This window comes from Pseudoalteromonas sp. Hal040 (genome assembly GCF_037162425.1).
Classification (GTDB): domain Bacteria; phylum Pseudomonadota; class Gammaproteobacteria; order Enterobacterales; family Alteromonadaceae; genus Pseudoalteromonas; species Pseudoalteromonas gelatinilytica.
This window is the reverse complement of the sequence record NZ_JARLUU010000001.1, coordinates 1,754,071-1,767,879: the sequence shown is the minus strand read 5'-3', so window position 1 is coordinate 1,767,879 and position 13,809 is coordinate 1,754,071. Positions and strand designations below refer to the sequence as shown.

The 13,809-nt window shown below is 41.1% G+C and carries 13 protein-coding genes; 6 read left to right on the top strand and 7 right to left on the bottom strand.

Annotated elements, in window-relative coordinates:
• Positions 1-20: 20 nt before the first annotated feature.
• From tsaA to P4S60_RS07930, 4 genes are all read right to left on the bottom strand, one after another.
• A complete protein-coding gene (gene tsaA, locus P4S60_RS07945) occupies positions 21-725 on the bottom strand; it encodes a tRNA (N6-threonylcarbamoyladenosine(37)-N6)-methyltransferase TrmO (RefSeq protein ID WP_337115580.1) in 705 nt (234 codons plus the stop codon).
• 99 nt (positions 726-824) lie between these two features.
• The gene (locus tag P4S60_RS07940) at positions 825-1,397 is read right to left on the bottom strand and encodes an outer membrane beta-barrel protein (protein ID WP_063705094.1); all 573 of its coding nucleotides are present in this window, start codon (positions 1,395-1,397) and stop codon (positions 825-827) included.
• A gap of 231 nt (positions 1,398-1,628) precedes the next feature.
• Positions 1,629-2,093, bottom strand: coding sequence for an acyl-CoA thioesterase (locus P4S60_RS07935; protein WP_337115579.1), 465 nt, complete (start codon positions 2,091-2,093; stop codon positions 1,629-1,631).
• Between the two features lie 102 nt (positions 2,094-2,195).
• The gene (locus P4S60_RS07930) at positions 2,196-3,842 is read right to left on the bottom strand and encodes an electron transfer flavoprotein-ubiquinone oxidoreductase (RefSeq protein WP_337115578.1); all 1,647 of its coding nucleotides are present in this window, start codon (positions 3,840-3,842) and stop codon (positions 2,196-2,198) included.
• A gap of 193 nt (positions 3,843-4,035) precedes the next feature.
• Between P4S60_RS07930 and P4S60_RS07925 the strand changes: the two genes are divergently transcribed.
• On the top strand, positions 4,036-4,785 hold the full coding sequence (locus P4S60_RS07925; protein ID WP_337115577.1) for an electron transfer flavoprotein subunit beta/FixA family protein: 750 nt from the start codon (positions 4,036-4,038) through the stop codon (positions 4,783-4,785).
• Complete coding sequence (locus P4S60_RS07920; protein WP_063705100.1) at positions 4,786-5,712, top strand: FAD-binding protein; 927 nt, start codon at positions 4,786-4,788, stop codon at positions 5,710-5,712.
• Positions 5,713-5,949: 237 nt separating this feature from the next.
• On the opposite strand, the gene P4S60_RS07915 is transcribed toward P4S60_RS07920, so the two are convergent.
• Positions 5,950-6,882 carry a PstS family phosphate ABC transporter substrate-binding protein gene (locus P4S60_RS07915; RefSeq protein WP_337115576.1) on the bottom strand — a complete coding sequence of 311 codons (933 nt, stop codon included), beginning with the start codon at positions 6,880-6,882 and terminating at the stop codon, positions 5,950-5,952.
• A gap of 145 nt (positions 6,883-7,027) precedes the next feature.
• A complete protein-coding gene (gene asnS / locus P4S60_RS07910; RefSeq protein ID WP_337115575.1) occupies positions 7,028-8,425 on the bottom strand; it encodes an asparagine--tRNA ligase in 1,398 nt (465 codons plus the stop codon).
• A gap of 271 nt (positions 8,426-8,696) precedes the next feature.
• On the opposite strand from asnS, the gene P4S60_RS07905 reads away from it, so the two are divergent.
• Positions 8,697-9,131: an ATP-binding protein gene (locus P4S60_RS07905; protein ID WP_054553905.1), complete on the top strand. Its 435-nt coding sequence runs from the start codon at positions 8,697-8,699 to the stop codon at positions 9,129-9,131.
• A gap of 309 nt (positions 9,132-9,440) precedes the next feature.
• Here the strand turns inward: P4S60_RS07905 and bioA are convergent, their stop codons facing one another.
• Positions 9,441-10,733: an adenosylmethionine--8-amino-7-oxononanoate transaminase gene (gene bioA, locus P4S60_RS07900; RefSeq protein ID WP_337115574.1), complete on the bottom strand. Its 1,293-nt coding sequence runs from the start codon at positions 10,731-10,733 to the stop codon at positions 9,441-9,443.
• A gap of 98 nt (positions 10,734-10,831) precedes the next feature.
• Here bioA and bioB point away from each other — a divergent pair, with 98 nt between their 5' ends.
• The 3 genes from bioB to P4S60_RS07885 are packed head-to-tail and all read left to right on the top strand — an operon-like array spanning position 10,832 to position 13,801.
• Entirely contained in the window at positions 10,832-11,872 is a 1,041-nt protein-coding gene (gene bioB / locus P4S60_RS07895; protein ID WP_337115573.1) for a biotin synthase BioB, read from the top strand.
• A gap of 7 nt (positions 11,873-11,879) precedes the next feature.
• Positions 11,880-13,013: an aminotransferase class I/II-fold pyridoxal phosphate-dependent enzyme gene (locus P4S60_RS07890; RefSeq protein WP_337115572.1), complete on the top strand. Its 1,134-nt coding sequence runs from the start codon at positions 11,880-11,882 to the stop codon at positions 13,011-13,013.
• Entirely contained in the window at positions 13,010-13,801 is a 792-nt protein-coding gene (locus P4S60_RS07885) for a methyltransferase domain-containing protein (protein WP_337115571.1), read from the top strand. The genes P4S60_RS07890 and P4S60_RS07885 overlap by 4 nt, the downstream gene beginning before the upstream one ends.
• Positions 13,802-13,809 lie beyond the last annotated feature (8 nt).

The following is a 13,809-nucleotide window of genomic DNA, read 5'->3' as shown; positions in this document are numbered from 1 at the left end:
TTAAAAAAAGTGCAAAAAAGCTAGCATTTTTCAATGCTGGTCACTGTATTATGATTATCTTGAACATGCCACCTAATATTAAAATCATATAGGGTCATGCCGTAGCTTTGATCAGACTCGCGTTGTTTTTTATAAGCTGGGCGAGGATCTTGCTTTAATACATTGGTGATAAACGCTTTTAATTCAGGTTGTTCGGTCTGTTTTTCGATAAACGCAAGGGCTACTTCGCTAAACTCGACACTCATATCGGTTTCTGGTCGGGTATCGGCAAACCCAGCACTGGCATCCGTCATGGCATCTGAATAGGGTAAGTAAGGCTTAATATCTAAAATTGGTGTGCCATCAAGTAAATCGATACCGGATAACAACAAGCTTAACTGACCATTTTTATATTCGATGCCCTCTAATTTTACGGCACTCATGCCAATTGCATTGGGGCGAAAGGTGGCACGTGTCGCAAATACACCTTTACGTTCATTACCACCTAGGCGAGGGGGTCTCACCATCGCTGAATACCCCTTATCAGCGGTTTCATGAAATCTGAATAGTAGCCAAATATGGCTAAACTCATCGAGGCCGCGTACAAACTCTTCACGATTAAAATCGCTACTAAATACCAGCTTTGCTTTCGCTTCAGGAACCAAACGAGGTTGGCGAGGTATGGCAAACTTTTGTTTGTATGGAGATTGAATGTGGCCGACGGCAGTTAGTTGGTATTCGCTCATTGTGCATTGTCGTTATGAAAATCTGCCGACATTCTACATGCAAACGTAAAAAAAGGCAGTCGAGACTGCCTTTATAATAATTAGACTGTATAGTCTAAATTAAAACATGTATTGGAATGATACAGACGCTACATCCATATCTGGGTCAATGTCATCTTCTAATTCATAGCGTTCATACTCTAAACGAACTTGCATGTTTGTTGTGAAAGCATATTCAATACCTGCACCATAAAACACGTCGCCGCCATCTGTATCGGCACTAATGCTACCAAGCTCTCCTAAATCTTGCTCGATTTCAGCATCCCATTCTAGCCAGCCACCTTTGGCATATACAGAAAAGCTATCTGTAATTGGTGCTGCCAAACGTGCTGCAAGTGAAACACCGTCAATTTCAGCTTTTGAATCGATATCACTTACTTCATCAAAATTTTGATACGCAAGTTCCAGGCTTAAGTACTTGTTAAACTGAGTACCGATATAGCCTTTAAGCATTTGCGAATCATCATCGAAGTCAGTGTCATTTTCGCTGTCTTCAAATTGGAAAGAATATTGGCCGTAGCCGATACCGGTATAAATACGCGGAGAATCCATTTCGGTAATATCTGCATGTGCAGCATTATTAAAACCTAGTAGTGCTAGAGAAAGTGCAGAAAGTGAAATTGCTTTAATCATTTAATAGCTCCTTTATAAAATAAATAAACGAATGTTTCGCGTCATTCACAAGGAGTATTGCAACGGCAATGCCAAGGTCAAAACAAAGCCTAAAGTATTGTTTTTAGGCTTCATTAAGTGATTTTTTGCGCAGTTTGTTGAAACTGTAATCAGGCATTCAGTTTGGCAGTCGTAACAATTTCAGGGTGATCTGTAGAAGTTACTAGGTGCAGTTTTTAAATCGGTTTAGTTTTATGCTTTTTGTAACAGGGTTTCTGTTTCTATCGCGATCTCTTTCATTTTTATCGCATAGTTTTCAATTTTCTTTTCTTCGTCTGTCACGGCAGTATATGAAGGCACTTCGATGGGGTAACCTGCTTCATCCATCGCTATAAAACTAATAACACAATGATTGGTTTCAACTAGATTTTGTGTTTTAGGGTCTCCGCGACGTACTTGAATAAAGATTTGCATGCTGGTTTTACCCGTGTGGGCGATACTGGCTTTCACTTCGACTATTTGGCCAACCAGAATAGGGCGCTGAAACTTTACACCCGCAACAGACACAGTAACGCAGTAATGACCGCTCCAACCCGCAGCACAGGCGTAACCAGCTTGGTCAATCCACTTCATTACTACACCACCATGAACCTTACCGCCAAAATTGACATCGGTAGGTTCAGCTAAAAAACGAAAGGTTACACTTGAAGACGGCATACTTTACTCACTTATTAATTCACGACAGTTTCAGCATAGCCTAAAAAAGGGGCCGAAGCCCCTGCAATTTAGGATAAATTTTAATTAAATGAGTAACGTGCGTTACATATTAGGGTAGTTTGGCCCGCCAGCGCCTTCAGGTGTTACCCAAGTAATGTTTTGACTTGGGTCTTTTATGTCGCAGGTTTTACAGTGCACACAGTTCTGTGAGTTGATCACAAACTCTTTCTCACCTTCGACTTCTTGTACTTCGTATACACCTGCAGGGCAGTAGCGTTGTGCTGGTTCATCGAATTGCGGTAAATTTACGGCAATAGGGATCGAGTTATCTTTTAGCTTTAAATGACATGGCTGCGATTCTTCATGATTGGTATTAGATAAAAACACCGATGAAAGTTTATCGAAGCTAAGTTTGCCGTCTGCTTTCGGGTAGTCGATTTTTTCGGCCTGATCAGCTGCAACTAAAGTGGCATGGTCTGGCATATTATCTTCAAAGTTAAACGGTAAGCTGCCACCAAATAGGTTTTGATCGACTGTGTTATAAGCACCGCCTAAGAACTTACCGAGTTTATGCATTACAGGGCCAAAGTTACGCGATTGATAAAGCTCTTTGTACGCCCAGCTTTGTTCAAAGGCTGATTTATATTCTACTAAATCGGCATTTTCTTTACCGTCACTTAGGGCTGCAACGATTACATCAGCGGCAACCATGCCTGATTTCATCGCAGTATGATTACCTTTGATCTTGGCAAAGTTCAATGTGCCGGCATCGCAACCCACAAGTAAACCACCTGGGAAATGCATTTTAGGTAATGAACGTAGGCCACCTTTGGCAATGGCTCTTGCGCCATAGGCTATACGTTCTCCACCTTCTAAAACATCTTTAAACACAGGGTGATGTTTCATGCGCTGGAATTCATCAAACGGGCTTAAATGCGGGTTTGAATAGTTAAGATCGACAATTAAGCCAACCACAACCTGATTGTTGTCGCTGTGATACATAAATGCACCACCACTGGTATCACCAGTTAACGGCCAGCCCGTACCATGTACTACAGTGCCTTCTTTGTGTTTACTCGGGTCGATTTGCCAAATTTCTTTGAACCCTAAACCGTAATGCTGTGGAGACGCATCTTTATCAAGGGCAAAGTGTTTGATTAGCTCTTTACCTAAATGACCGCGGCAGCCTTCAGCAAATACCGTATATTTTGCTCTAAGCTCCATACCCGGCATGTACCCATCTTTTTCGTTGCCGTCTTTATCAAGACCCATATCGCCAGTGATAATGCCTTTCACTGTGTCGTCTTCAATAATTAAAGAGTGCGCAGTAAAGCCTGGAAAGATTTCAACCCCTAAGTTTTCCGCTTGCTCAGCTAAAAAGCGGCACACATTACCCATAGAAACAATGTAATTGCCTTCGTTATGGAATGTTTTAGGGCTAGCAAAGTGGGGGATGCTGGTGGCTTTTTCACTGTTATTGAACCAGTAAATATCATCTTGCGTTACTTTAGTGGTAACCGGAGCACCTAATGATTGCCAATCGGGTAATAACTCATCCAGCGCTTTGGTTTCAAAAACCGCGCCCGATAAAATGTGTGCGCCCACCTCAGAGCCTTTTTCTACCACACAGATCATTAATTCTTGTTGTTTTTCTTGTGCTTGTTGAGCCAATCTAATCGCAGTTGATAAACCTGCTGGGCCTGCGCCTACGATGACTACATCAAATTCCATGGTTTCGCGTTCGACCATATAAACCTCTTCTCGGTGACGGACCTGCTGTAAAGAACCTTATTTCATACTTGCAAATGAAACGTTACAGGCTGTGAATACTTTAAGGTTATTTTAGGTTGACGTTTACGTCAACAGGAAGTAGTCTGAATTCATAAAATAAATAAGTTGACGCGAAGGTCAACTTTGAGAACACACAATTTATGGAGTCACGATGAAAGTCCTCGTTCCAATTAAAAGAGTAATTGACTACAACGTCAAAGCACGCGTTAAAGCCGATAAAACGGATGTTGATCTAGCTAATGTAAAAATGGCGATGAACCCGTTTTGTGAAATTGCAATTGAAGAAGCTATTCGTTTAAAAGAAGCAGGGACGGCCACTGAGGTTGTTGCTGTGACTATTGGTAATAAATCATCTCAAGAGCAATTACGTACAGCCTTAGCACTCGGTGCTGATAAAGCCATTCATATTGAAACAGAAGAAAAACTTGAATCTTTACATGTTGCTAAATTACTGAGCAAGATTGTAGAGCAAGAATCACCTGAGCTGGTTATATTAGGTAAGCAATCGATTGACTCTGACAACAATCAAACCGGTCAAATGCTTGCTGCTTTAACGGGTCGTGGCCAAGGTACTTTTGCATCTAAAGTCGATGTTCAAGCAGGTACCGTTAATGTAACGCGTGAAGTAGACGGAGGTTTACAAACAGTTACTCTTAAACTACCTGCTATTGTAACCACAGACTTACGTTTAAATGAGCCACGCTACGCTTCATTGCCAAACATTATGAAGGCAAAACGTAAACCACTTGATGTAATTGCTGCTGATAGTCTAGGTGTAGACCTTGCGCCTCGTGTGCAGCTGGTAGAAGTAAATGAGCCAGAAAAACGCAGTGGCGGCATCATTGTAGAAGATGTAGCAACATTGGTAGAAAAGTTAAAAACAGAAGCGAAGGTGATCTAAATGAAAACATTAGTGATAGCCGAACACGATAAAGGTGTTCTAAAGCCTGAAACCAATAAAACGATTACTGCTGCTGTTAAACTAGGCTTTGATGTAGATTTACTACTTGCCGGCGAAAACTTAGCTGCAATGAGCGAGCAAGCAGCGTCAATTGCAGGTGTTAGCAATGTACTGATTGCCGATGATGCAGCTTATGCTCATCAGCTTGCTGAAAACCTAGCGGATTTGGTTTTATCTTTAGCAGATAACTATTCACACATTGTCGCAAGCGCTACAACAACGGGTAAAAACTTTATGCCTCGTGTTGCAGCACTTTTAGATGTTGCGCAAATCTCTGAAATTATTGATGTGATTGATGCAGATACTTTCAAGCGTCCTATTTATGCAGGTAATGCGATTGCGACAGTAAAGTCGCTAGATAGCAAAAAGGTGATTACTGTTCGCGCAAGTAGCTTTGATGTTGCACCAGAGCAAGCGCCAGTAGCTGTAACAAGCGTTACGGGTAAAGGTTCTGTTGGTCTGAGTGAGTTTGTATCAGAAGAACAAACTGAGTCAGAACGCCCAGAGCTAACGGCTGCACCTGTGGTTATTTCAGGGGGTCGTGGTATGCAAAATGGTGAAAACTTTGCGTTATTAAATGGTATTGCCGACAAACTAGGCGCAGCAATTGGTGCTTCACGTGCTGCTGTTGATGCGGGCTTTGTACCAAACGATATGCAAGTGGGTCAAACCGGTAAAATTGTTGCTCCAGATTTATATATTGCTGTAGGTATCAGTGGTGCAATTCAACACTTAGCGGGTATGAAAGACTCTAAAGTGATCGTTGCCATCAATAAAGACCCTGATGCGCCAATTTTCCAAGTTGCAGACTATGGTTTAGTTGCTGATTTATTTGATGTGTTACCAGAGCTAGAAACCGCTCTGTAATTCATAACGATTCTGGTTGTTAAAAGCTGTTCACCTTTTAGGTGCGCAGCTTTTTTTCGTTTTATACCAATCCGCTTAATTAAGTAGTCTATTTTGAGGCAATAAAACCTTGTTGATAACAAGGCAAAAATTTCGTTATTTAGTTGTTCTAAATGAGAAATTTTTAACGCAGTTAGCGACAGGTTTAATCCCTCAAAATGTTTAAGTATTATTGCGGGTTGGTATTATATCTATAGATTACTGTTTTACCGGAAGGTAACCAAACTCAAGCATTTTCTGTTGTATCTTGTTTGATTTAACAATCACAGCAAGTTTGTCGCCAATCTTTTTTGAGCGGGGTGATTGTGTGTTTACAATTAGCACTAGCGGCCTAACAAAGGCATAGTCGCCACTTTGAATTGATTCAACTGAAGGGCTTACACCATCAATCTCAAGTAATGTCACTTTATTAATTCGTCTGTCATTTTCTAATTTACTAATAGCGCCATATGAATCGTAAGCAATGGCATTTGGAATACGCTGCACTATACCCAACGCTTGATTGAACTGATCGTAAAGTTCCACTTTTTGTTCTGAAAATAAGCCTCTGTTACCTGCCATTTTTAGGCGTATGTAATTACTGCCTGGCTCTTGAATATAATCTAAGTTTAAATATTCCAAAAACACATCAAAACTACCATGACTAGTGCCTTTACTAAAAAGCAGGATCTCATCATTTTTTGTACTGAGCTCGGGAGTATAAGGCGATACCGCCGACCATTTGTTTAGTTTACCTTGGTAAATCTCGCTTAGCTTTTTAGTCGTTAGCTCAGTGATGTTTAAGTTTTTATTTACAAAAAATGCGATTGCGTCTTGGGCTATGATTATTTGCCGTAAAAAGGGCCAACGTTGCTGCTCTTCTTTTGTTAAGTAACGAGAGCTGGTACCAATATCAATTACATTATCAGCAATGGCTTTAATGCCTTTATCACTGCCCATTGGTCTAATTTGTATGCTATTGCCAAACTCTTGGCTTAAGTCGTCTTTTATATCGACTAATAATTCTGTCACTGTGGTTGAGCCTGCAATAAAGATTGGCTTCGAATTAATATTTTCTTCTATTGCATACGCACTATGTGCAGAGATAAGGGTTGTAGATAGCAAAAGGGCTTTCATAGAGCGAAATAGCATAGTAGACACAAACTCCTTAATAGTTAGCTACCTATCAATATAGGCAATATGTCTGGCTTTGCTAATCAGAATTTATAAAATATTGAATGATTTATACACAAAAAAGCCGCTCGAAAGCGGCTTTTAGATTATGTGGCGTTACTTATTAGTAAGTCGCGCTGCCTTTTGTTCGTGGGAAGGCGATAACGTCACGTACGTTACCCATACCTGTTACATATGCAACTAAACGCTCAAAACCTAGACCAAAACCAGAATGTGGAACCGTACCGTATTTACGTAGGTCACGGTACCAGCTGTAATCTTCTTTGTTTAAGCCCATTTCTTCTAGACGCTTATCTAATACATCTAGACGTTCTTCACGTTGAGAGCCACCGATGATTTCACCAATACCTGGTGCAACTACGTCCATCGCTGCCACTGTTTTGCCGTCTTCGTTTTGACGCATGTAGAAGGCTTTAATATCACGTGGGTAGTTTTTGATAACAACTGGCGCGTTAAAGTGTTCTTCAGCAAGGTAACGTTCGTGCTCAGATTGTAAGTCCACACCCCATTCAACAGGAAATTCGAATTTCTTGCCACATGCTTTTAAGATTTCGATAGCATCAGTGTAATCAACTTGCGCGAAATCTTTAGTTACGAACTCTTCTAAGCGAGAAATAGCTGTTTTCTCAACACGTTGTGCAAAGAATTCCATATCATCGCGACGCTCAGTTAATACTGCATTGAAAACATATTTCAGCATGTTTTCAGCAAGTTTTGCGATGTCCTCTAAATCTGCGAATGCAACTTCAGGTTCAACCATCCAAAACTCAGCTAAGTGACGAGATGTATTTGAGTTCTCAGCACGGAAAGTTGGGCCAAAGGTGTAGATTTTTGACATTGCAGATGCGTATGTCTCACCGTTTAACTGGCCAGATACTGTTAAGAATGCTTCTTTACCGAAGAAATCTTCACTGTAATCGATGTCGCCTTTCTCTGTGCGTGGTAAGTTTTCCATATCTAATGTAGATACACGGAACATTTCACCTGCGCCTTCACAGTCACTTGCTGTGATGATAGGTGTGCTGATCCAATAGAAACCTTGCTCGTGGTAAAAACGGTGAATAGCTTGTGCTAAACAGTTACGTACACGTGTTACTGCGCCCATGATGTTAGTACGAGGACGAAGGTGAGCGTGTTCGCGTAAATATTCAATGCTGTGACGCTTCGCAGCCATAGGGTAAGTATCTGGATTCTCAACCCAACCTAACACTTCTACAGAGTTAGCTTGAATTTCGAAAGATTGACCTTGACCCGCAGAAGGCACAAGAACACCCGTTACAGAAACAGAACAACCTGCTGTTAAACGTGTTACTTCATCATAATTATTGAGTGAATTAGGTACTACCGCTTGAATAGGATCAAAACACGAACCGTCATGAACGGCTAAAAATGAAATTCCTGCTTTTGAATCGCGGCGTGTACGGATCCAGCCTTTTACTGTTACTTGGCTGTCTACCGCAACCTTGCCTTCTAATAGCTCTGAAATCGCTAAATGGCTCATCTTCACTCCAATGATATAAGTTGCCTAATATTATAATGCTGTGCATTGCACTTGAATCGACTATCTTACCCTCGTAAATCAAATAAAAAAACTATTCAGGCATACTCTTTGGTAGTTTTTCTTCAATTGAGTAAAATAGCAGCAATATTTTGCGTAAAATTTGCGTTTATTTAAATTCTCGCCGCGCTAATCGGTTATTTTGTGGCATTATTAACAATTCTGAATAGGATAATGGTCCTTTAATCTTTAATTAATTTGTATATCAGGTGCTATGAAACAAGTTTTTATTCTTCGCGGCTTACCAGGCTCAGGTAAATCATATTATGCGCAAAGCCTAGCTGATGAGCTGGTGGCTGGTAATGAAAGTGATTATGTAGTGTGCGCAACAGATGATTATTTTTACAATAGCGAAGGTGAGTATCAATTTGATAAGTACAAGCTGCCTGAATATCACAACTTAAACTTAGCGCGTTTTATTAATGCGCTAGCTGAAGAAATCCCGTTAGTGATTGTCGATAACACCAATATCAAAAAATGGGAATTCATTGCCTATGCACAAGCCGCCACTGCACTGGGTTATCAAGTAAAAGAAGTGATCGTAGGTGAAATTAAAGATAAATCTTTACAGCACCTTTATGCCAAGCGCTGTGAACATAAAGTGCCACTTCGCATGATAAGCAAAATGGCTTATATGTTTGAATGGTAAAGTTTAAAGGAAAAGGAAGCATTCGCTTCCTTTTTTAATGTCTAGAGGACGTGTTGACCTTTGTGGATTAAAATTTGTTCACTCTAGGGGCGATTTAATCGCGGCGCGAGATTTGTAACCTAGTGGGCTAAGTAAAAATCGAGCAACAAAGAGTTAATCGCCCCTAGAAAGAACCCGAAGGGCAGCGCGTGTTTGGCATTGATGCTGCGTTATCGCCTATTTATGTGGAACAACTACACTACATAGGCTCTGCCTTGCCTAAATACCAAACACACTGCTGCAAAATTAATCACAAAGGGTCAACACGGCCTAATACGCCTGCTGTTCTATGGCTGCATAAATAGCGTTACACAACTTAGTTAAGCTTTGTTCATCACTTATGTAAGGCGGCATTAAGTAAATTAATTTACCAAACGGGCGGATCCACACACCTTGCTCGATAAAAAAGCGTTGAATTTTTGCTACATCTACAGCTTGATTAAGCTCTACAACACCAATTGCCCCCAATGTTCGCACATCAACGACCGCATCGAGCTGCTTACACTTTGCAAGTTGCGCTGTCAGTACATCATTTATGTGTTCAATTTGCTCTTGCCAAGGTTGCTCGAGCAGTAAATCAATACTCGCACAGGCTGTAGCACAGGCAAGCGGGTTACCCATAAAAGTTGGGCCATGCATTAATACGCCGGCTTCACCTTCACTAATGCCAACAGCGACTTTGCTGGTGGTTAATGTCGCTGAGAGCGTCATCATGCCACCCGTTAATGCTTTGCCAATACATAAAATATCAGGTTCTATGGAGGCGTGCTCAACAGCGAACAAGGTGCCAGTGCGGCCAAAGCCTGTGGCGATTTCATCACAAATAAGTAAAACATCATACTTATCACAAAGAATGCGCAGGTGTTTTAAGTAATCGGGATGGTAAAAATTCATGCCCCCAGCATTTTGCACAATGGGTTCGATGATAAATGCCGCAACATCTTGATGGTGAGCGGCAAAGTAGCTTTCAAGCGTATCAGCTTCAGCAGGGCTAAACTCGCCATTAAATTTAGCACTCGGCGCAGGTACAAAAACATGTTCAGGTAAAAAACCTGAGTACATGCTGTGCATTGAATTAACCGGGTCGCAAACGCTCATGGCTGCAAAGGTATCGCCATGGTAGCCCTTAAGCGGCGTCATTAACTTTTGTTTGCTGGTATAACTTTGGCTTAACCAGTATTGCAAGGCCATTTTAATGGCAACTTCAACACTCACAGAGCCACTGTCGGCTAAGAACACCTTATCGAGTGACTTGGGTGTGATACTGACTAGCTTTTTACACAGCTCAACAGCAGGCTCATGAGTTAAGCCACCAAACATGACATGGCTCATCTTACTAACCTGTGTAGTGATTGCCTCATTTAAAACAGGATGGCAGTAACCATGAATCGCACTCCACCAAGAGGCCATACCATCTATTAGGCTTTCGCCTGTTTCTAAGAAAATGCGATTTGCATTGGCATGACTGACTGGGTACACAGGAAGGGGCTGAGTCATAGAAGTATAAGGGTGCCAAATATGCTCACGATCAAAATCTAAATCTATTGGTTGTTTATTAATCATATGTAAACTTTGTATCACTTCGATTCGTTGACAATGTTACGTCAAGTCGTAGACTAAGCCAATCTAACCGTCCCAATAATTTAAAAAAAGAGACTATTATGGAGCACGCAGTTGTCCGTCACGATTGGACTCACCAAGAAGTAAAAGCATTATTTGAAATGCCGTTCAATGATTTGTTATTTAAAGCGGCCAGCGTACATCGTGAAAACTTCAATCCAAATGAAGTACAAATTTCTACTTTATTATCGATTAAAACTGGTGCTTGCCCAGAAGATTGCAAATATTGCCCTCAGTCAGGTCATTATAAAACTGATCTAGAGCGTGAACGTTTAATGGAAGTCGAAAAAGTGGTTGAGCAAGCACGTGTTGCCAAAGAAAAAGGCGCAACTCGTTTTTGTATGGGCGCCGCGTGGTCTGATCCGAAAGAACGTGACATGCCTTATATTTCAAAAATGGTAAAAGAAGTGAAAGAGCTTGGGCTTGAGACCTGTATGACCCTTGGCATGCTAGATAACGAAAAAGCTCATGCATTAAAAAACGCGGGCCTTGATTATTACAACCATAACCTAGATACATCACCTGAGTATTACCAACAGATCATTACAACACGTACTTACCAAGACCGTTTAAATACCATTGATAATGTGCGCGATGCCGGCATGAAAGTGTGCTCTGGCGGTATTGTGGGTATGGGCGAGCAGGCTGCTGACCGTTTTGGTTTATTAATGCAATTAGCTAATTTGCCGCAGCAGCCAGAAAGTGTGCCAATTAATATGTTGGTTAAGGTTAAAGGGACGCCACTTGAAGATGTAGAAGATTTAGACCATTTTGAATTTATTCGTACTATTGCTGTTGCACGTATCATGATGCCGAAAAGCTATGTTCGTTTATCAGCGGGTCGTACGGCGATGAATGAACAAATGCAATCTATGTGTTTCTTTGCTGGTGCTAATTCAATTTTCTACGGTGATAAATTACTGACTACAGAAAACCCTGAAGCAGACGCAGATATGATGCTGATTAAAAAATTAGGCATGAATCCAGAAACACGTGAAGATTACTCAGATGAAGCAGTTGCAGCATCACTTTCATCAAAAGTTGCTGATAAAGCGACATCAGAACTATTTTACGAAGCGTAATATTTAAATGGCTTTTGATTTTATTGCCGAGCATCTTGTTGAGCGACAAGCAGATGCATTACTGAGAAAGCGTCAACTTGTTGAGCAATCAAGCGGGCGCTTTATTCAGGTTGCAGGCAAACAGTATTTAAATTTTGCCAGTAATGACTACCTTGGTTTTGCGGATGATTTTATTGAAATACAAGTGCAGCAACTAGGTAGCCACAGTTCAGCGCTAGTAAATGGTTATAATCAAGTGCAGCAACAGCTAGAAAAGCGTTTATGCGAGTTATTAGACTATGAAAGCGCCATGTTATTTAATAGCGGATTTAGTGCTAATAGCAGTGTGTTAAAAGCATTATTTCAAGATAAAACCGTGGCGCAATCATCGGCAATATTTCAAGATAAGCTCAATCATGCCAGCTTAATTGATGGCGGACTTCATTCTGCCGCTGCCATGGTGCGCTTTAATCATAACGACCTTAAGCATTTAGAATCTAGGTTACAAAAGTCGAAAGCAAAGCATAAGCTCATAGTGAGCGAAGGGGTGTTTTCGATGGATGGCGATCAAGCACCCATTGAAGCACTCTGTAAACTTGCTAAACAATACAATGCGTGGCTGATGATTGACGACGCCCATGGCTTTGGCGTATTGGGCGAGCAAGGTTTAGGAAGTTGTGAGGCAATTAAACCAGATTTACTGATCATCACCTTTGGCAAGGCACTAGCAAGTAGTGGTGCTTGCCTGCTTGCATCAAAACAAATGATTGATTACATGCTGCAGTTTAATCGCGAATACATTTATTCAACGGCGATGTCACCACTGATGGCAAGTTGTACTCTAGAGCGACTCGAAAAGTTATTAAAGGCGGATAAGAGACGCGCTCAGCTTTCAGAGAATATTGCCTACTTTAGAGCGCTTGCCAAAGAGCATAACTTAGCATTAATGGAATCAACAACGGCTATTCAGCCTTTGGTATTGGGCGATGCAGAACACACGCTTGCCGTTGCTAATAAACTTAAAGATAAAGGCGTGTGGTTAACCGCTATTAGACCGCCCACGGTGCCTTTTAATACGGCACGACTTAGGGTAACCCTAAGTAGCGCACATCAAGCTGACGATATAAAAAAACTGGTTTGTTCGCTAGTGGAGTGTTTATGAGTGTTCAACTGCAAGCGCCTTTAAGCTTTCAACACAGTAATAAGCTAACAACACAAACTAAGTTCTCTAAAGCGGCTGCAAATTACGCGAGCCATGCTAATGTTCAAAAACAAGCGGCTGCGCACTTATTTAAAATGATGGCAAGTAAACATCAGCAAGGTACTTGCCTTGATTTAGGGGCTGGGCCTTTAGTTAACACGGCAATGCTTAAAACACATTTTGACACTGTATTGGCAATGGATTTAAGTCATTCCATGCTAAGCACAGAGCAAAACTCGCGCTGTTTAAAAGTGTGTGCTGATATGGATAACCTACCATTACAGCAAAATTCGCTAGATTGTGTGTTTAGTAATTTTGCAATGCAATGGTCTGCTGATTTAGAAGCGCTACTTAAAAGTCTTTTTTATTCTTTAAAAACAGGCGGTAAAGTTTATTTGAGCTGCGTGGTAGATGGATCGCTCAAAGAGATCAAACAGGCTTTCACTTGTTTGGACGAGCAAAACCATATTAATCAGTTTCATAGTGCTAGTCACATTATTGAGTATGCAAAATTAGCCGGGTTTAAACTCAATTTTGCAGCTGATAGATGTTATATAGATGCCTATAACTCTCCCTTAGAAGCACTGCGCTCGATAAAAGCAATTGGCGCTACATCATTGCAAACAAAGCAAAAACGCCAAGGGTTATTAACGAGGCAGGCACTTAATAGTGTTTGTAAGGCTTACCCTCTGGTTGATGGACATGCTAGAGTGAGCTATCAAGTTGTCCTTTTAGAACTAGAAAAATAGAATTAACT

Bases quoted from the DNA above. Each gene is read 5' to 3' on its own strand.
- tsaA (WP_337115580.1), bottom strand. From the start codon at position 725: ATGAGCGAATACCAACTAACTGCCGTCGGCCACATTCAATCTCCATAC.
- P4S60_RS07940 (WP_063705094.1), bottom strand. From the start codon at position 1,397: ATGATTAAAGCAATTTCACTTTCTGCACTTTCTCTAGCACTACTAGGT.
- P4S60_RS07935 (WP_337115579.1), bottom strand. From the start codon at position 2,093: ATGCCGTCTTCAAGTGTAACCTTTCGTTTTTTAGCTGAACCTACCGAT.
- P4S60_RS07930 (WP_337115578.1), bottom strand. From the start codon at position 3,842: ATGGTCGAACGCGAAACCATGGAATTTGATGTAGTCATCGTAGGCGCA.
- P4S60_RS07925 (WP_337115577.1), top strand. From the start codon at position 4,036: ATGAAAGTCCTCGTTCCAATTAAAAGAGTAATTGACTACAACGTCAAA.
- P4S60_RS07920 (WP_063705100.1), top strand. From the start codon at position 4,786: ATGAAAACATTAGTGATAGCCGAACACGATAAAGGTGTTCTAAAGCCT.
- P4S60_RS07915 (WP_337115576.1), bottom strand. From the start codon at position 6,882: ATGCTATTTCGCTCTATGAAAGCCCTTTTGCTATCTACAACCCTTATC.
- asnS (WP_337115575.1), bottom strand. From the start codon at position 8,425: ATGAGCCATTTAGCGATTTCAGAGCTATTAGAAGGCAAGGTTGCGGTA.
- P4S60_RS07905 (WP_054553905.1), top strand. From the start codon at position 8,697: ATGAAACAAGTTTTTATTCTTCGCGGCTTACCAGGCTCAGGTAAATCA.
- bioA (WP_337115574.1), bottom strand. From the start codon at position 10,733: ATGATTAATAAACAACCAATAGATTTAGATTTTGATCGTGAGCATATT.
- bioB (WP_337115573.1), top strand. From the start codon at position 10,832: ATGGAGCACGCAGTTGTCCGTCACGATTGGACTCACCAAGAAGTAAAA.
- P4S60_RS07890 (WP_337115572.1), top strand. From the start codon at position 11,880: ATGGCTTTTGATTTTATTGCCGAGCATCTTGTTGAGCGACAAGCAGAT.
- P4S60_RS07885 (WP_337115571.1), top strand. From the start codon at position 13,010: ATGAGTGTTCAACTGCAAGCGCCTTTAAGCTTTCAACACAGTAATAAG.